Consider the following 16,942-nt stretch of genomic DNA (forward strand, 5'->3'; position numbering starts at 1 on the left):
TACGATGGGCAGGGACTCCCCCAACATTCCCGACGGAGGATAGATTGGCCCGGGCCCGCTGTCTGCAGGCCCTTTGCCGCGCAAGGCCTGTCCATGCGCCACGTCCGGCCAAGGATGGGGGCGGTCGGAACTGCACTGCCGGGAAGGGGGAGGTGGTATACGGGATCCCTGGATCGCCGGGGAAGAGCAGCCATAAAAAAATGGCACGCATGCAATAAAATACTCGCAGCTGCCATTTCTCCCGACGACAGGTGTACCCGTCAGCTGGCGGGGCGGTGTTGCCCGGCCTCACCGGAACGCATGGTCCCCAGCGTATCGGCAATCTCCCGGCAAAGGTCGGACAGCACCCGGCTGTGGGCGGCGGCCAGGGCGTCGAAGCCCCTGCCGGACATCGGCACGGCCAGGCGGGTCCGGTGGGACGGAGCCATCGCCTGCCGCCCTGGTCCGGCAATCCGCCATATGGCGCCCAGCAGCACCTGACCGTCGGTTGTCCCGATCAGTTCCAGAAAATGAACGGAAACGGTGAGGTCCGGTTTCAGCCCCGCCGGCCAGGGCACGTTGACCACATGGGCCCGGGGCATGAGCACCTGCAGGTTGTCACCGAGAACTTGCTGGACCATCCGGTCCGGGTAGTCAACCCACCGGTGGAGGGAAGCAATCTCCATCCGATGGAGACCGCTCCGGGTCATCATCTGCGTCCGGTTGAGATATCCGGGCAGTTGCACCGCCAGGATGCCGATGCTCATCGCCGGGCCGCCGTCGGCAACCGCTTCACCCGCCTGTCCGCCGATTGAACTCATGGAATAATAGTTTACCGGCGGGGTAACGGACCGGCACCCCGGGAAGGAAGAGATCAGCGCACAAGTGACGATGACGGACCACAGTGAGAATCGGATCATTCCTGGTTTCCTTTTCCGTAGACGATGGCGTCGGGATGACGCTCCAGATAGTCGGCCAGTGCCTCCACAGCCCGGGCCGCCTCCTGAAGCTCCAGCAGCAGACGGTTCAGGTTGGCGGCCGCGGGAAGCCCTTCGCCCAACACGGTGTTGGCCGTGGCCAGGGCTTCCTCGCCCCGGGCGAGGGAGGCCCTGGCCTGATCCAGTACGCCGTTGAGCTTCGGCAGGGTACCGTCGTTGATATCGGTCGTCACCTTCATGAATTGGGCAAAGCTCTGGTCAATATTGTCGATGGCGCTTTCCAGGGTCCTGGACCCGGTCATGGCCTTGACCTGGATGGCGGCTTCACGGATATCCGTCAGCGTCTTTTCGAGGGCAAGCCCGTTGAAACGATCAAGCAGCCGTTTGGCGGTGGCCGCAATTTCTTCCACCGTGTTGGGAATGGTCGGCAGTACCGGATAGATATCATCCGTTCCGATCTCCCGGCCGGGCGCCTCCGGGTGAATGCGCAGGCTCACGTAACTTTTGCCGGTCAGCAGGCTGCTCGTGCGCTGCTGCGCCCGCAACCCTTTTCCCACCAGTTTTTCCACCACCTTATACTCCGGTATGGCCAGTTCACCGGAAAGCTCGATCCGGTCGGGCTCGATGGCGATGAGCACCGGGATCCGAAAACTCAGCGTATCCTGATCGAACAGCAGGCGAATGCTGATCACCTCACCGATCTTGATACCGTAAAAATCCACCGGGGCGCCGGCCGACAACCCGCGGACCGTCTCGTCAAAGTAGAGCAGATAATACTCGCGGTAGCTGAATGTGGCGGCATTGGCTTCGTCACGGCTGTCGTACAGGGTGAACCGGTGATTATCGTCCGGAGGGGATGCCGCGACCTGGTCATAGGCCGTAAAAAAGGCGATGCCGCCCACCAGCAGGCTGGCCAGCGAGGGCGTATCGACGCTGACACCGTCGGCACCGATTCTCATATTCAGCCCGCTGGCATTGTAAAAGCGGGACCCGCGCTTGACCTGGCGGTGATAGGGCGCCTCAACAAAAATCTCCAGCATGACGCCGGTTCCGTCTTCGGCCATATCCACGTTGGTAACCCGCCCCACCTTGACCTGGCGGTAGTATACCGGGGATCCGATATCCAGTGATCCCAATTGCTCGGCGCGCAGGTTGAACTGCCTTCCCGGCGTGTTCCGGAAAATGGCCGGCGGTTTATCCTTGCCTTCGAACCGGTGAATGATTTTGCCGTTGCTGCCGGGCATCATACCGATATAGGCGCCGGACAGCAGGGTGCTGATACCGGAAACCTCGCCCACGGCCACCCGGGCGCGGACAATCCAGAACAGGGTTTCGGGGGTCAGGTGCCCGGCGACTTCCCGGCTCATGACCGCCGTTACCAGGACCTGGTCGAGATCCTCGCTCAACTGAATGCGCTCCACCTTGCCGACAGTGACATCTTTGTATTTGATTTCCGTTTTTCCGGGAACCAGGCCCTCGGCGGACCGGAAGACAATGGTGATGGTGGGTCCGGTTTCCCGGATGGTTTTGACGGCCAGCCAGACGCCGATCAGTGCCGCGAGAATCGGAATCATCCAGACGATCGAAAAACGCCTGCCGCGCTGGATCTCAGGCTCGGGGATGGTTTCGCCTGCAGCGGTGTCAGTGGGCGGTTGGGTCATCGTTTTTCTCCATCGCGTCCCAGATCAGTCGAGGGTCAAACGTCATGGCGGCAAACATGGTCAGGACCACCACGGCGGCAAAATAGGCGGCACCGGTGCCGGCTTCGATGGTGGTCAGGTAGCCGAGTCGCACCAGGGCCACCAGCACCGTCACCACGAACACATCCAGCATGGACCAGCGCCCCACCAGTTCGGTAATGCGATACAGGCGGGTGCGATCTCCCGGACGCCAGCGGGAATGGCGCTTTATTGAAAGCAGCAGCCCGCTCAAGGCGATCAGCTTGGCAAGGGGGACCACGATGCTGGCCACGAAAATAATCAGGGCGATGCCCCAACTGCCGGTCCGCATGAAGTAGATGACCCCGCTCATGATCGTGTCGGCCTGGGTGCTGCCCATATAGGTGGTGATGGTGACCGGCAGCAGGTTGGCCGGTATATAGAAAATCGCCGCCCCGATCACCAGGGCCCAGGTACGGGCAATGCTGTTGGGTTTTCTCGGATGAAGCCGCGCACCGCAACGGGGGCAGCGGAGAATCAGCCGGCCGCTCACCGGCGGGCGGCGGACCAGCCGGCTGCAGCTGTGACAGCTTAACAGCCCGGCATCGGTGGCAGTGGGCGCGGCGTGGGTGCGGGGCATGGTCATGGGACAATTTTCTCCCATATGGTGTGCGGATCCAGAAAGGCGTTGACCGCCGCCAGAACAAACACCAGTGCGAGAAAGGAGAAAAGGGCCGTGCCGGGTATAATGGTGGCCATTTTGGCCAGTTTAACCACCGACACCAGGATTCCCAGCAGAAACACCTCGGTCATGCTCCAGGGACGAAGGGCAAGGATCCACCTAAAAATCAGCCGGCTGCCGGCGGGCCGCCACCCCTTTTTCAGGGGCCACAACACATAGACGAGCCCCCCCAGAAGCATACAGGGAACCAGCATGCTGGTGAGCAGAACCAGGATGGCCAATCCCGCCATACTCTGCTGGGAGAGGAGGATGGTGCCGGTGATGAGGGTGGTCTCCAGAATGGTTCCCTGGGACTCCAGGGATAAAAACGGGTAGATGTTGGCGATGACCAGAAGCACGAGACCGGTAAGGGCGAAGGCCAGGGTCCGGTCGACCGTTTTCGGATAGTTCACATACAATATTGCCCCGCAGCGGCGGCACCGGGCTTTGCTTTTTTCCGGCAGCGTTTGAACGCGGTGCAGCAGGTCACATTCGTGGCACGCGATCAGGTTTTGCGTCAGAGCCACTGGGCACCTTCGTCGCATTCCCGGAAAACCTCGTGAACCAGGCCTGCCCGTTCACGGGCCGTCAGCCGGCAGGTTCCGGAAACCGTTTTATGGCAGCAGGGACTGAATCCACGCCAGGATCCGCAACCGGCTGGATCCGCCCTCCATGAACCGGTGAAAGGACGGGCCAGTGTGGGCGATTCAGTTCAAATACCGTTTAAATACCACTATTTCCAAAACCATGCAATGGTTTCATGACCATCGGCGGGTCCGCTGCAAAATACGGACACGGCCGGGCGGGACAGTGAGAAATAAAAAGCCTGCCGTTCATTCCGGCCCCGGTATTTTTTTGCCGACGCACTTCAAACACACCGGGCGGCAATACAAAACCGTGTGGTCCGCGCGGCCCGTATTCAACAACGGTTGTCTACATCCGGTCGGGAGTGTTTCAGGCAACCTGCAGATCGGGTTTGCCCTTGCGGCGACGGATGACCTTTACAACGGTAGGTGTCGTTTGGATGTGGGAACCGGCGTCATGGCGTTTGTCGGTTTGTGTAAACAGCTGGAATAGTTTGGCTTCGATTTGTTTTTTCTTGTTCTCGTCCATCGATCTGTTAACTTGTGCTTTCTTCTCGTTTGATCGGTTATGGTTTACCCCCGCTGCAAACCGTCATCGCCTCTTCCTTCGGCGATCTGCGGCACAGGCTGTCGGCCACATGCGGGTCTGTCAGCAATACACCTGCCGTTCAGGGATTTACGTCTGCGTTACGCTTTTTAAGGGGAGGTAAACACCACTTGACGTAGGGGTAGACACATTGACCGCCGGATGCGGGGTCACTGTATCGAGGCTCTGATTATAACAGATAACGCGCCTTGGCAAGCATAAAATGAAATTAAACCCGGACGACCCGTTATTTTTTGCCGGGCTGACGGTTCAGTGTCGCGCATTCAGAACCCACCGTCGCTCCATGAGGCGCATTTTTGCGACCCTGCTTCTGAGATATTATGCCCAATTTTCTCTATCGCACTGAAAATACGATTATTTTTCAGAAGGGCAACATTTGTCGTTCAGGCACGCTTTGTGCTGCATGTGCCTGGAATACCCTCAGGGCGCAATGCCCTGCCAATGTCAGCCGCCGGTTCATCGGCAACTGGCGGCAATCCAATTGCCAATGACAACCTTTAAGGAGAACAGGAGGCGGAATCAATGAATGATGATGTCATTCAGTTGGGCGGTAAAAAACAGAGCACCTTTATGGACAAGGTGAAGGAGATCCTGCCGGAGGGCGGCAACTTGAACCTGTGCCTGACCTGTGGTGCCTGTTCGTCAGGGTGCCCGGCGACCGGTCTCGACGGCATGGACCCGCGCAAGTTCCTGCGGATGGCCGCACTGGGTCTGGACGAAGAGATCGCCAAATCGGACTGGCCCTGGATGTGCTCCATGTGCCAGCGCTGCATCTACGTCTGTCCCATGCAGATCGACATCCCCCAGCTGGTGTACAACGCCAGGCAGCTGCGGCCCCGGGAAGAACGCCCCAAAGGCATCCTGGGATCCTGCGACATGGCCCTGCGCAACGGCAGCACCAGCGCCATGGGGACTTCTCCCGAAGATTTCCAGTTCGTCGTGGAGGACGTGCTGGAGGAATACCAGGAAGCCCAGCCGGAATTCGCCGAGATGCAGGCGCCCATCGACAAGGAGGGTGCCGAATTTTTCCTGAACCAGAATTCGCGTGAACCAGTCACCGAACCGGATGAACTGGTTCCGCTGTGGAAGATCCTGCACCTGGCCGGCGTGGACTGGACCTACGGCAGCCAGGGGTGGGCCGGTGAAAACTACTGCATGTTCCTGGCCGATGACGATGCGTGGAAACACATTACCACCACAACCGCCAATCAGGCGGACAAGCTGGGGTGCAGGACGTTTCTCAATACCGAGTGAGGGCACGTCACGTTCTCAGTCCGGGCCGGACTGAAAAAATTCGACATCGCTCACAACTTTGAAGTCAAAAGCATCTATGAATATTACGCCAAATGGATCCGCGAGGGCAAACTGAAGGTCAACTCCGACTGGAACAAAGACCTGAAGATTAAATTCACCGTCCAGGACCCCTGCCAGATCGTTCGCAAAAGCTACGGCGATCCGGTTGCCGAAGACCTGCGTTACGTGGTCAAATCCGTAGTCGGCGAAGAAAACTTCATCGACATGCAGCCCAACCGCTCCAACAATTTCTGCTGCGGCGGCGGCGGCGGTTTCCTGCAGTCCGGATTCAAGGAGGAGCGCCTCAAGTACGGGTCGCTCAAGGATGGCCAGATCCAGGCAACCAAGGCGGATTACTGCATCGCCGCCTGCCACAACTGCCATGCCCAGATCCACGAATTGAGCGAGCACTACGGTGCCAATTACGGCGTGGTTCACCTGTGGACCCTCATCTGTCTGTCGCTGGGTGTCCTCGGCCCCAACGAACGCGAGTACCTGCAGGACGACCTCAAGGAGGTCAATGTGTTCCATCCGGAAACGGCCATGTAGCGGTTTTCTGAAACCGCCGACAGGGCGGACACGACTCAACCCATAAATCGGGCCGCCCGTGATCCCCTCCCGCTGGGATCACGGGCGGCCGGGACCGCGTTGACGGTATACGGCCTGCCGACGACACCCGGACGCCCACCGGCGCCGGTGGCAGGCCGTCTCCCCGGAGCCGTACCATGGACACCCGCTTTACTGTAGGAGAACTGGAATCCCGCTGGGAAAAAGCGTTAATATCGACCCGGACGGCGGTGTCCGGCCATCCCCGGGCCTATCGGCAACTCAAGACCCTTTCCGCCGAAATCCTGGAAACGTCCATCGACATCAATGACTATTTTCCCACCGTGGAGAGAATCATCCATCTTCTGGAAGAACTGGACCCCTGCGGCAGGGGAAGCATCTTTCAGATTTTCAAAACCCGTATTTCACCGACAAGCATCTGGGACGTGAAGATGCTGCGGATGGAATGCCGGGACCTGTTGGCCCACCTTACCGCTTTCGACCAGTGGCGCCGGCGCCAGCACCACCTGCGACGTGTGAAATAGACCAACGTGCAGATGCGTGAGAAAGAGAGCCCTCCCATCCGCTTCCTTTCCTGAAGGCACCTTAATTTTAATCCAAAAGCAGGGGCAGCAGCCATCCCGTGATCGCGCCGGGGCTGCGCCGCGGGATATAGGCGCAACACGTTCTTCCGTCCAGGATGGTCACCGGGGGATCAGGGGAACGATAGGTGGCGCCATTGCAGTTGATCATAAATTCCTGAACGACACCCGAATCGCCTTCGGCCATGTCCGATATGGAGAGGAACCAGCGGTTTCGCGGGCCGGGCGGAAGATAGGCCCTGGCCGGGCCGAGATTCACCACCCTGACGAGGTCGTCCGCATCGCCGCCCTCGCGGTCCGAAACCGTTGTGATCCAGTCGGGGCTGGCGGGATCGCCGGCACCCAGCCTGACAACAAGATCGCCGCGCCAGGTGTGCCTCAGGTCGATATGGGCCGAGCAGTCGTCCGCTCCCAGAATCAGCAGGGTCCGCGTCTGCAGGTCCAGGATCGGCAGCGGCAGGCCCCCGGCACTGAATGTATCGCCGTTGTAGGTGATGGAAAAGGCGAGGATCGCGCCCTGATCGCCTTCCTCCTGGTCCGCAACCTCCAGAAACCATGGATAGGCGGCACTGGGTGGCAGGAATGCTTCGGCGGCACAGACATCGACATCGATGACAAGGTCATCCTGATCTTCTCCTTCACGGTCTTCTCCCATGTTCCCGTAAAATCGGTACGGACGGCATCGGTGGCATAAAAAACCCTGCAGGCGAATTTGGCGTCATTGCCGGACCGCTGAACCTCTTCGATCTCATATCCGTAGGCCGGATGGTTCCAGACCTGCTCCCCGCAATCCAGGTCGAGGACGATGGCTTCATCCTGACTGGCAATATACTGGATCAGTGCGGTGATGAACGCGTAGGGATAGATGTCCTGCAAATCATCACCGGGGCCGTAATAGCGATCTCCCAGGACATCGTCGGCGTAGGTGGTATTGTGCCATTCGGCCAGAATCCCTTTCTTGTCTGCAACGCCGAAATAGATCCCTTCCAGCCGGCAGGACGCCGACGGCTCCGCTTCGATGATGGCCGCTGCCGCCCAGCCGTTGCAGTGCCCCCACCAGGTGTTCTTCTGGTCGGTGGTGCGGTGGTTCGCATATTCCCAGGATGTGGCCCAGGGAGACGGGAACGCGCCGGTTCTGGCCCGGTAATAGTAGTCGTATTTGTCCAGGGGGCCGCCATCATGCCACAGGCGTTCGCCGCTGCCGCTGTCGAGCATGGGCCACCAGTAACCGGACCAGGACGGCGTCGACGTGTAGCTTTCCGGCAACAGCTTGGGCGGGGTATCGCCGGTCGGGTCAGCGGACCAGGGCCTGGCGCTGACGATGGCAGACAGGGGCCACCACCGGTCCTGCCGGGGCGGTCCGAAGGCGTCCAGGTGGTCGATGGTGTCGGGCACGGCAACGAACGGTGCATCGCCCCCGAACGGGTATACGGCCTGTGACTCCGAAACGGTCGCGGGCAGCAGTTCGGCCACGATACGGCCGTCGTCCATCGTTACGGTCGAGGGCCATGGAAGCCCCGGAAACCACTTCTGCCTTACGGTGACGCTTCCATCGTTCAGCAGTACATCCTTGTGGTCATCGAGGGCCACAACCTCCTGGACCACATCCTGCCGGAACCCGTTGGGGCCATTGATGCAGTGTTCATAGACAAAATCTTCTGAATCCGTCTTGCCGAATACCGGCATGGACAGGGGAACGCAGCCGCGGGCAACGACCGTTGGCCCCTTGCCGGCCCTCCGGTACCAATGGACATTTCTTTTGCCGTCCCAACCGCGCGGGTACACCTCGATACGCCGCACCGTCAGGTCATCGCGTGTGCAGAACAGGCGGTAACAGGCCGTCGTGCGCCCCGCGGAACGACATTCCACCGCCAGTGAAAAAGCGGGCCGGCCATCGACCAGCAGTTCGCGTTCCACCCTGAAGGCACACAGGCGGGTCAGCCGTCTTTGCCCCGCGGGGTCCATCCCCCCGACGACGAACCGTTGATGCACCCGGACGTCCCAGCGCAATCCGACGGTCCACCGGGGCGTATCCAGGCGTTCCCGGCCGTCTGCCGGCGGCATGTGCCCCACGAGCACCATAGCCAGCGCCGCCAGCAGGATAGGCCATCTCCTGCCAAAACCGGAGACACGCCCGATGCCGATGGTTCTGTTTGCATTTTTCATTTTCTGTTTTTCCTTGGTGACGGGTTTCGGACGACAAGGGGTCTGGAAAAAAGGATAGAAAAAATTTTATAGTACGGGCTTGATTACAAATGGTTTACCAATGGTAATGTTCCCGGTGGAATCGCAAAAAAACCGCATTTCCGGCAGAATCGCAGAAAACCCGGAAAAAAGGCTTGCGGCCGGGAAAGCGAGGGGGTTTCTCGTCTGCGGGGGCGCTGGCGATCGATCATCCTCCTTGCGGCGGAGATTCGGAGAATGGCCCGTCCGGGGAACCGAGGCAAGTCATCACCCCCGCGGTGACAAAGGATGAAGCGTAACGCAGACACCGGGCTGTTCACGCATCCGTCAATCTGGATCCACGGTCTGGAACTTGCCCGTCAACTAGCGTATAAGCGTGGAGGTCTCTGACACTTGCGGCCGCCATGCCGAAAACCGTTGTTCTAAAATACCGGTGGTATCCAACATGAAAAAGCCCGCATCCGGACCGATTCCGGAAAATGTCACAGAAATCATACTGGAGAGCATTTCCGACGGTGTGTTCACCGTCGACCATGAATGGCGCATCATGTCCTTCAACCGGGCTGCGGAGACGATCACGGGTATTCTGCGGGCGGAGGCCATCGGCCGCCACTGCTGGGAGGTGTTCCGTTCCAACATGTGTGAAGAAGCCTGTGCGCTGAAGCGGACGATGAAAGAGGGCACGTCCCTGACCAACACTTCGACCTATATCGTCAACAGTAAAAAAAAGCGGATCCCCATTACGGTTTCCACCTCCGTCCTGAAAAGCAAAACCGGAGAGGTGCTCGGCGGCGTCGAGACCTTTCGGGACCACAGCCTGGTGGAAGCCCTGCGCAAGCGGCTGGACGGTCGTTTCCAAATTGGCGACATTGTCAGCCGCAGTGATGCCATGCATGAAATCCTGGCCATTTTGCCCATGGTCGCGGAAAGCGGCAGCACCGTGCTGCTCGAAGGGGAAACCGGCACGGGAAAGGAACTGCTGGCCAGGGCCATTCACACGGCCAGTCCGCGAAAGGGAAAGCCGTTTGTGGCCATCAATTGCAGCGCCCTGCCGGACACACTGCTCGAATCCGAACTGTTCGGCTATAAATCCGGTGCGTTCACCAACGCGGTAAAGGACAAACCCGGTTATTTCGCCGCCACCGAAGGGGGCACCATCCTGCTCGATGAAATCGGGGATACCAGCGCCGCCTTTCAGGTCAAGCTGCTGCGCGTTCTCGAAGAGCAGGCCTTCGTTCCCCTCGGTGCCGTAAAAAAAGTCCAATCGGACGTGCGGGTAATCGCGGCCACCAACAAAAACCTGTCCGACCTGGTCTCCCGGGGAAAATTCCGCCAGGATCTGTTCTACCGGATCAACGTGGTCCGCATGCCCCTGCCGGCTCTCCGGGAGCGCAAGGAAGACATTCCCCTGCTGATCGACCACTTCATCGAAAAAATGAACATGCTGCGCGGCAAGGCCATCTCCGGCGTGGATACGGAAGCACTGCAGATTCTCATGTGCCATGACTACCCCGGCAACATCCGTGAACTGGAAAACATCATCGAACACGCCTTCGTACTGTGCAATGCCGGTCCCATCCAGGCCCGCCACCTGCCCGGCGGATTTGCCGTCCGGGACCTGCCGGCCAACCAGCAGGACACCCTGACCCACACGCTCGACGCAACCGAATCCATCGCCATCATGAATGCCCTCAAGCGCAACGGCTTCAACCGACTGGCGGCGGCGAAGGAACTGGGCATGCACAAAAGCACCCTCTTCCGTAAAATCAAACGGCTGGGCATCATGCTCCCCGAAATCGACGGCCGTTCGAAACCCTCGTCCCCCTGACCCTTTTGCGGAAACGCAGTTTTCTTCAAGTCCGGAAATGCGCAGAAAGGGTGCCGCCGGCCGGGGCTGATTCATCCGGAGGCCCGCCCGTTCCCTGAAACGCAGGCGCCGGCCCGAAGGCCCCTTCTCCGGTTTGACCGGCCCTACGATTGCAGGGTCGCGGCGCGAGACCGCCGGACCGTTGCACGATTGCAACCATACCCCCGGGCCGGCCAGCGCATCATGCCCCGGTTCTTTTTCAACATTCTGAAATTATATTGTTTTCATAAATTGTCCATCCGATCTCCGCTCTGGCATGCGCCTTGCGATTGTATGGTTGCTAACGGTTAGGGCCGTTCGGGCCGGGGACACTAAATCGGGGGACACGATGAAAGTTGCCGTCACTGTCTGGGAGGATCGCATTTCACCGGTGTTCGATGCGTCGCGACACCTGTTGATCGCCGAAATTGAGGATGCCCGGATCACACGGCGGTCATTCGTGCTGTTCAACCCCGAACGGCCGTCCCACCTGGCCAAAACGCTGACAGAGCTGGATGTGCCGGTCCTCATCTGCGGGGCGGTATCCCAGGTGCCGGCCAATATGATCGTTGCCGGCGGCATCACGATGATTCCCTTCATTACCGGGGAAGTCGATCGCGTTCTCGATGTTTATGCCAAAGGGGGCTCCCTGGCGCCGGCGTTTGTGATGCCGGGATGCAACGGATGCATCCCCGTGGTCGGCAAACCGGCCCGTTGACCACCAACATTGTTAAACGATCCAAGGAGATACCATTGACCCAACTGCTACTCGTCACGCCGGACAAAGCCAACTTCTCGGAGTTGTCGGCTGAAATTGAAAAACAGGGCGCTTCCGTCATCTGGGCGGCTTCCGGCCGCCAGGCCCTGGACATGCTCGCTGAAACCACCGTCGACCTGGTGTTGACGGATGAAACCCTTGGCGACATGTCCGGACTGGAATTCGTATCGCGGCAGGTTGCCGTCAACCCCATGACCAATTGTGCGGCGGTCAGTTCGCTCTCCGCCAAGGCGTACCACGAGGCCAGCGAGGGGCTCGGCATACTGATGCAGCTGCCCCCCGGACCGGGGGCGGACGACGGACAGCGCCTGATGACCCACCTGAACCAGATCCTGGGCCTGACCGCCCGGACGAACAAATAGCCTCGAGGAGGTTCCCATGAAAAGTTCACCCAACGGCATCGGCATCAAGGAAAAGATGCCCGGACCCGATCCTGACGAACAGGCCAGGCAATCCCTGACCCGGATCAAGCACAAGCTCATGATCATGAGCGGAAAAGGCGGCGTGGGCAAATCCAGCGTTTCCGTCAACCTGGCCATTGCCTTATCCCGAAAGGGGTTCAAGGTCGGGTTGATGGATGTGGACATTCACGGCCCCGACATCCCCCGGATGCTGGGTCTGAGCGGCATGATGGCGGCCAATGCCAACCGGAAGCTGGATCCCATGCGCTATTCCGACAACCTGACGGCCGTTTCCATCGAATCGCTCATGGCCGACAAGGATGATGCCGTCATCTGGCGCGGCCCGATGAAACACGGCGCCATCCGCCAGTTCGTCGGCGAGGTGGAATGGGGCGACCTGGACTACCTGATCATCGACGCCCCGCCGGGAACCGGTGATGAACCCCTGACCGTCGCCCAGTTGATCAAGGACGCCCGGGCCATCATCGTAACGACACCCCAGGAAGTCGCCCTGGCGGATGTGAGAAAATCGATCAATTTCTGCAAGACCGTCAAGATGGAAATCATCGGCCTGGTGGAAAACATGAGCAGTTATACCTGCCCCCACTGCGGTCGTTCCGTCGACATCTTCGGAACCGGAGGCGGTGAACGCACCGCAGCGCAATCCGGGCTGAAACTGTTGGGGAGAATTCCCTTCGATCCCAATATGGTCAAATGCGGGGATGCGGGCATCTCCTACCAGCAGCAGTACAGTGAGTCCCCGGTTACCCGGGTTTTTGGAGAAATCGCCACCCAGACCGCCAATGCCGCCCGCGGATGAACGGGATGAGGGCCCGAACCCTAACCAGTGACCGCACCCAAGAAAGGTTCAACCGCCTGTCCGGGGCCAAAGCCGGAAAAAGGAGACCACCCAATGAAAGTCGTAATCAGCGCAACCGGCCGGGATCTGACATCCACCGTAGATGAACGGTTTGGCAGATGCAGGTATTTTCTCATCGTTGAAACGGATGACATGAGCTTCGAGGTCGTCGACAACGATAATGCCGACCTGTCGACCAGCGCCGGCATTCAATCGGCCAGCTACGTTGCGTCCACGGGCGCCGAAGCGGTCATCACCGGCAACTGCGGGCCAAAAGCCATGCAGGTCTTCGCCGAAACCAACATCCGCATCATCCTGGGCCAGCAGGGGACGATCAGGGATGTCCTGCAAAAGTTTAAAGACGGCGACCTCACCCCATCGACCCGTGAAAATGTCCCCGAAAAATCCGGGGCCGCCGGAACCCTGCCGAAACGGGGTTTCAGCCAGCCGGGCATGGGCGGTGGCCGCGGTATGGGTGGCGGAGGCCGGTGCATGGGTGGCAGGGGCATGGGCGGCGGAGGCGGCCGAGGCATGGGCGGCTGCGGCAGAGGCATGGGAACGGGCGGCGGGGGCGGCATGGGCCGCCAATACCAGCGTCCGGGTGGCACCGGGTCGCCCGTCTTACCCGGCAAGGCCGAAAACCTGTCCAAGGGAGAGGAATTGGACCAGCTGCAGCGGCAGGCCGACGAATTGAAAAGGCAGATGGACGCCATTCAGGCGAAAATCAGGGACCTGGCGTGACGGCGGGCTCCGGGTTCGGGGTTCGGGGTTCATGGTTTGTTGTCGGCGGCTCACTGTTCACCGAAACGGACTCATGGCCGCTGAAAAGCAATCGTAAAGAATCAGGGCAATTGACATGACCGACAAGTTTGATGCTTTCGTGGAGAAATTGCAGGAACAGATATTCGATGAAACCCGGGAGGCGTTCGGTGAAGACGGCTTCCAGCGCTGGCGGAATCCGCTTTTCCGCGGACCGCTTGCCGATGCGGACGCACACGCCAGTGTGACGGGCGATTGCGGCGACACCATGGAGATGTTCCTGAAATTCGAAAACAACCGGGTCTGCAAGGCCGCTTATGTGACCGACGGGTGCGGATCGAGCACGGTCTGCGGCAGTTTTGCCGCCGAAATGGCCCATGGCAAAAACCCCGATGAACTGACGGACATTACCGGCGATGCCATCCTCGCCAAACTTGGCCGATTCCCCGAAGAAGACCGGCATTGCGCGTTCCTGGCGGCCGGGGCGCTGCAGGAGGCATTGAGCCGCTACATGGCCCGGAGCGTGAAACGCGATTGAACGACGGGGGCGGGTTCTGAGTTCCGGATTCCGGGTTCCCGTCGGTTTTTATGTCACTTTGGAGATCGAAAACATGACCATCAAACAGCCTGACTATCGCTATCTCTTCGGGCCGGTGCCGTCGCGCCGTTTCGGTCGCTCGCTGGGCATCGACCTGACACCGCACAAGACCTGCAGCCTGGACTGCGTTTTCTGCCAGCTGGGCCGAACGCCGGTGAAAACTCTCCAGAGAAAAGTATACGTCCCCACGGGCGAAGTCATTGACGAAATCGATCGCTGGCTGCAAACCGATGGCAACGCCGATTACCTGACCCTTTCCGGATCCGGAGAGCCTACCCTGCATGCCGAATTCGGCCACGTGCTGGCGCATCTTCGCCGCCAACCGATTCCATCGGTGCTGCTGACCAACGGCACCCTGCTCGACCGGCCGGAAGTGCAGGAGGCCGCCGCCCAGGCCCGGGTGGTCAAGGTGTCCCTGAGCGCCTGGGACCAGAAGTCATTCGAGTGGGTCAACCGCCCCCACGAGCAGCTTGCCTTCGCCACGGTGGTCGATGGCATTAAAACCTTCCGCAGCCGGTTTGACGGCCAGTTGTGGCTGGAAGTCTTTCTGCTGTCGGGCATCAATGCCATGGCCAGGGATGTGCAGAAGATCGCCAGGCTGTCCGAGGGCCTGAAGCCGGACCGCATTCATCTCAACACCATCGCCCGGCCGCCCGCCGAGGATTTTGCCGCCGCCGTGCCCATGGCGCGGCTTGAGGAACTGGCCGACCTGTTCGACCCGCCGGCCCGGATTGCGGCCGTGTTCAACGGCAACCGCTCGAAAACGATCCAGGCCAACGAAACGACCCTTCTGGCCATGCTCAAACGCCGGCCCTGCACCATCAAACAGATCGAAGCGGCATTTGGCATGCACATCAACGAGGTTTCCAAATACCTGGGTGCGCTCATGCAAACCAACCGCATTCGCGCCGACCGCAAAAACAATGAGGTCTACTATACGGCCAGCTGAAACGTCTGAACCGCCCGCTCTTGCTTAATGCTCGTCCAGAAACAGGCAGATTTGTCATTTATGGACGGGCACGGTTTAGTTTATGCTTGACCGCCGGCATCTTCCCAGCCTATTTTTCAGCATCGGCCCGTGTTGACAATCCACCTTCCCTTCCACAGGCGATCCCGATCGTCCTGTCAGCCGGAACCCCCTGCCGGCAGCGAATGGCCCGTCCGCTCAACGCCGACAGCCCCTGTTGGAGGGCTTTTCGGTTACGGTCATCGCACCGGTACAGGATAATGGGGCCGCAGTCAGGCCGGGCATTTTTTTTCCACGGGCCTATCCTTGACAGACCATGATAACCACCCAGGATGAAGGAGGAGCAGGTCATGAGAATTCTGATTGTGTACTACTCCACGTATGGCCATGTCCATAAAATGGCGGAGGCGGTTGCCGAGGGCGTCGCCCGGATCGACGGCGCCGAAGCGGCTTTGCGGCGTGTCCCGGAAACCCTTCCAGAAAAAGTGCTCGAGCAGATGGGAGCGGTCGAGGCCCAGCAGGCCATATCCCATGTGCCCGTCTGCACGGTCGACGAACTGGCTGCCGCGGATGCGGTCATTTTCGGAACGCCGACAAGGTTCGGCAATATGTGCGGACAAATGCGCCAGTTCCTGGATGCCACCGGGGGGTTGTGGGCCAAAGGGGCGCTGGTGGGAAAAGTCGGAAGTGTATTTACCAGCAGTGCGACCCAGCATGGGGGACAGGAATCGACCCTGCTTTCGTTTCACATCTCGCTGCTGCATCACGGATTCGTGATCGTGGGGCTGCCCTATGCGTTTCAGGGGCAGATGCGCATCGATGAGGTCACCGGGGGATCGCCCTACGGCGCATCGACGATTGCCGGCGGTTCAGGGGAGCGAATGCCAAGCGAAAATGAACTGGATGCGGCCCGTTTCCAGGGAGAGCATGTCGCCGGCATCGCTTCCAGGCTGAAGGACTGACCCGCCACCCGGCTCCGCCGGACCGACGATGGTATCGTTAATTTGCTTGAAGTGATCGATATCAAACAGTATCAATGATACGTTTTGGTTATATCGTTCCGCACGACGAATTCCATATTCGAGATGCTCGTTGAAATGTTGCCGGTTGTATAAATTCGTCAGGGAATCGGTCGTTGCCAGTTTATGAAGGTATTTGTTTTTGTTCTCCAGTTCTGAGTGCTGGTTCTCCAGTTTGGCGACCAGAGGCGACACCGTTCTCCTCATGATCAGCCCGCTCAAAAGAACCAGGGCAAAGGCACCGGCATAAGTAATGAGGGCGGTCCTTATGAATGGGCGACGCAGATCTTCAAGATAAATTTTCGCTACGATTCCCAGCCCTGCATGAAAAGCCATACCTGCAAAACCGGTTGATTCCGGTGTAATTGAAAAATACGTATTCCAGACCGATGCTCTTGAACGCCCAGCGCAAAGCACAATCCGGGAAAAAAGCAGTTGCCATTCCCCTGCATTCAGGCAAAAAACAGCAAAACTCTTACCACGCATAGCTTCAACGCCCTCACCTCCGCCAGGGGCGCTGGCGGCACCCGGCCCGGGACGTGAGAGCCGGACGGTTCGTCCCTTTGACCCCGCAAACGGAACGACGGGTTGTTGACGGTGATG

18 protein-coding genes are annotated in these 16,942 nt (G+C 59.5%); 10 read left to right on the plus strand and 8 right to left on the minus strand.

Annotation, left to right across the window (positions count from 1 at the left end; genetic code table 11):
- Positions 1 to 260: 260 nt before the first annotated feature.
- The 5 genes from DSCA_RS07680 to DSCA_RS07700 all read right to left on the minus strand — a co-directional run bounded on the left by DSCA_RS07680 (position 261) and on the right by DSCA_RS07700 (position 4,409).
- Entirely contained in the window at positions 261 to 899 is a 639-nt protein-coding gene (locus DSCA_RS07680) for a PqiC family protein (protein WP_155315868.1), read from the minus strand.
- Positions 896 to 2,578 (minus strand): PqiB family protein, encoded by a 1,683-nt coding sequence (locus tag DSCA_RS07685; RefSeq protein WP_155315869.1) that lies wholly within the window; start codon positions 2,576 to 2,578, stop codon positions 896 to 898. The genes DSCA_RS07680 and DSCA_RS07685 overlap by 4 nt, the downstream gene beginning before the upstream one ends.
- Positions 2,559 to 3,221: a paraquat-inducible protein A gene (locus DSCA_RS07690; RefSeq protein ID WP_231716414.1), complete on the minus strand. Its 663-nt coding sequence runs from the start codon at positions 3,219 to 3,221 to the stop codon at positions 2,559 to 2,561. The genes DSCA_RS07685 and DSCA_RS07690 overlap by 20 nt, the downstream gene beginning before the upstream one ends.
- Positions 3,218 to 3,823, minus strand: a complete 606-nt coding sequence (locus DSCA_RS07695; protein ID WP_167527659.1) for a paraquat-inducible protein A — start codon at positions 3,821 to 3,823, stop codon at positions 3,218 to 3,220. The genes DSCA_RS07690 and DSCA_RS07695 overlap by 4 nt, the downstream gene beginning before the upstream one ends.
- 427 nt (positions 3,824 to 4,250) lie before the next feature.
- Positions 4,251 to 4,409: a hypothetical protein gene (locus DSCA_RS07700; RefSeq protein WP_155315871.1), complete on the minus strand. Its 159-nt coding sequence runs from the start codon at positions 4,407 to 4,409 to the stop codon at positions 4,251 to 4,253.
- 600 nt (positions 4,410 to 5,009) lie between these two features.
- Here DSCA_RS07700 and DSCA_RS07705 point away from each other — a divergent pair.
- Positions 5,010 to 6,329, plus strand: a complete 1,320-nt coding sequence (locus DSCA_RS07705; RefSeq protein ID WP_155315872.1) for a (Fe-S)-binding protein — start codon at positions 5,010 to 5,012, stop codon at positions 6,327 to 6,329.
- Between the two features lie 176 nt (positions 6,330 to 6,505).
- Complete coding sequence (locus tag DSCA_RS07710) at positions 6,506 to 6,871, plus strand: hypothetical protein (RefSeq protein WP_155315873.1); 366 nt, start codon at positions 6,506 to 6,508, stop codon at positions 6,869 to 6,871.
- A 67-nt stretch (positions 6,872 to 6,938) separates the two neighbouring features.
- Here the strand turns inward: DSCA_RS07710 and DSCA_RS31960 are convergent, their stop codons facing one another.
- On the minus strand, positions 6,939 to 7,190 hold the full coding sequence (locus DSCA_RS31960) for a hypothetical protein (RefSeq protein WP_167527660.1): 252 nt from the start codon (positions 7,188 to 7,190) through the stop codon (positions 6,939 to 6,941).
- Between the two features lie 155 nt (positions 7,191 to 7,345).
- Positions 7,346 to 9,094, minus strand: coding sequence for a hypothetical protein (locus DSCA_RS07715; protein ID WP_155315874.1), 1,749 nt, complete (start codon positions 9,092 to 9,094; stop codon positions 7,346 to 7,348).
- Between the two features lie 463 nt (positions 9,095 to 9,557).
- Between DSCA_RS07715 and DSCA_RS07720 the strand changes: the two genes are divergently transcribed.
- The 8 genes from DSCA_RS07720 to wrbA all read left to right on the plus strand — a co-directional run bounded on the left by DSCA_RS07720 (position 9,558) and on the right by wrbA (position 16,282).
- Positions 9,558 to 10,940: a sigma-54 interaction domain-containing protein gene (locus DSCA_RS07720; RefSeq protein WP_155315875.1), complete on the plus strand. Its 1,383-nt coding sequence runs from the start codon at positions 9,558 to 9,560 to the stop codon at positions 10,938 to 10,940.
- Between the two features lie 367 nt (positions 10,941 to 11,307).
- A complete protein-coding gene (locus DSCA_RS07725) occupies positions 11,308 to 11,676 on the plus strand; it encodes a NifB/NifX family molybdenum-iron cluster-binding protein (RefSeq protein ID WP_167527661.1) in 369 nt (122 codons plus the stop codon).
- A 35-nt stretch (positions 11,677 to 11,711) separates the two neighbouring features.
- Positions 11,712 to 12,098, plus strand: a complete 387-nt coding sequence (locus tag DSCA_RS07730) for a response regulator (RefSeq protein WP_167527662.1) — start codon at positions 11,712 to 11,714, stop codon at positions 12,096 to 12,098.
- Between the two features lie 16 nt (positions 12,099 to 12,114).
- A complete protein-coding gene (locus DSCA_RS07735) occupies positions 12,115 to 12,957 on the plus strand; it encodes an Mrp/NBP35 family ATP-binding protein (protein ID WP_155315878.1) in 843 nt (280 codons plus the stop codon).
- Positions 12,958 to 13,050: 93 nt separating this feature from the next.
- Positions 13,051 to 13,737: a NifB/NifX family molybdenum-iron cluster-binding protein gene (locus tag DSCA_RS07740; protein WP_155315879.1), complete on the plus strand. Its 687-nt coding sequence runs from the start codon at positions 13,051 to 13,053 to the stop codon at positions 13,735 to 13,737.
- Positions 13,738 to 13,852: 115 nt separating this feature from the next.
- A complete protein-coding gene (locus tag DSCA_RS07745; RefSeq protein ID WP_155315880.1) occupies positions 13,853 to 14,293 on the plus strand; it encodes an iron-sulfur cluster assembly scaffold protein in 441 nt (146 codons plus the stop codon).
- Between the two features lie 73 nt (positions 14,294 to 14,366).
- Positions 14,367 to 15,302: a radical SAM protein gene (locus DSCA_RS07750; protein ID WP_155315881.1), complete on the plus strand. Its 936-nt coding sequence runs from the start codon at positions 14,367 to 14,369 to the stop codon at positions 15,300 to 15,302.
- Between the two features lie 368 nt (positions 15,303 to 15,670).
- Positions 15,671 to 16,282 carry an NAD(P)H:quinone oxidoreductase gene (gene wrbA / locus DSCA_RS07755; RefSeq protein WP_155315882.1) on the plus strand — a complete coding sequence of 204 codons (612 nt, stop codon included), beginning with the start codon at positions 15,671 to 15,673 and terminating at the stop codon, positions 16,280 to 16,282.
- Here wrbA and DSCA_RS07760 read toward each other — a convergent pair.
- Complete coding sequence (locus DSCA_RS07760; protein ID WP_155315883.1) at positions 16,190 to 16,825, minus strand: GGDEF domain-containing protein; 636 nt, start codon at positions 16,823 to 16,825, stop codon at positions 16,190 to 16,192. The two genes, wrbA and DSCA_RS07760, sit on opposite strands and share 93 nt — an antisense overlap.
- Between the last annotated feature and the right edge of the window lie 117 nt (positions 16,826 to 16,942).

Origin of the sequence: Desulfosarcina alkanivorans, from assembly GCF_009688945.1 — a bacterium.
GTDB classification, from domain to species: domain Bacteria; phylum Desulfobacterota; class Desulfobacteria; order Desulfobacterales; family Desulfosarcinaceae; genus Desulfosarcina; species Desulfosarcina alkanivorans.

Bases quoted from the DNA above. Each gene is read 5' to 3' on its own strand.
- DSCA_RS07735 (WP_155315878.1), top strand. From the start codon at position 12,115: ATGAAAAGTTCACCCAACGGCATCGGCATCAAGGAAAAGATGCCCGGA.
- DSCA_RS07725 (WP_167527661.1), top strand. From the start codon at position 11,308: ATGAAAGTTGCCGTCACTGTCTGGGAGGATCGCATTTCACCGGTGTTC.
- DSCA_RS07715 (WP_155315874.1), bottom strand. From the start codon at position 9,094: ATGAAAAATGCAAACAGAACCATCGGCATCGGGCGTGTCTCCGGTTTT.
- DSCA_RS07720 (WP_155315875.1), top strand. From the start codon at position 9,558: ATGAAAAAGCCCGCATCCGGACCGATTCCGGAAAATGTCACAGAAATC.
- DSCA_RS07680 (WP_155315868.1), bottom strand. From the start codon at position 899: ATGATCCGATTCTCACTGTGGTCCGTCATCGTCACTTGTGCGCTGATC.
- DSCA_RS07740 (WP_155315879.1), top strand. From the start codon at position 13,051: ATGAAAGTCGTAATCAGCGCAACCGGCCGGGATCTGACATCCACCGTA.
- DSCA_RS07690 (WP_231716414.1), bottom strand. From the start codon at position 3,221: ATGACCATGCCCCGCACCCACGCCGCGCCCACTGCCACCGATGCCGGG.
- DSCA_RS07710 (WP_155315873.1), top strand. From the start codon at position 6,506: ATGGACACCCGCTTTACTGTAGGAGAACTGGAATCCCGCTGGGAAAAA.
- wrbA (WP_155315882.1), top strand. From the start codon at position 15,671: ATGAGAATTCTGATTGTGTACTACTCCACGTATGGCCATGTCCATAAA.
- DSCA_RS07750 (WP_155315881.1), top strand. From the start codon at position 14,367: ATGACCATCAAACAGCCTGACTATCGCTATCTCTTCGGGCCGGTGCCG.
- DSCA_RS07685 (WP_155315869.1), bottom strand. From the start codon at position 2,578: ATGACCCAACCGCCCACTGACACCGCTGCAGGCGAAACCATCCCCGAG.
- DSCA_RS07700 (WP_155315871.1), bottom strand. From the start codon at position 4,409: ATGGACGAGAACAAGAAAAAACAAATCGAAGCCAAACTATTCCAGCTG.
- DSCA_RS07760 (WP_155315883.1), bottom strand. From the start codon at position 16,825: ATGCGTGGTAAGAGTTTTGCTGTTTTTTGCCTGAATGCAGGGGAATGG.
- DSCA_RS07745 (WP_155315880.1), top strand. From the start codon at position 13,853: ATGACCGACAAGTTTGATGCTTTCGTGGAGAAATTGCAGGAACAGATA.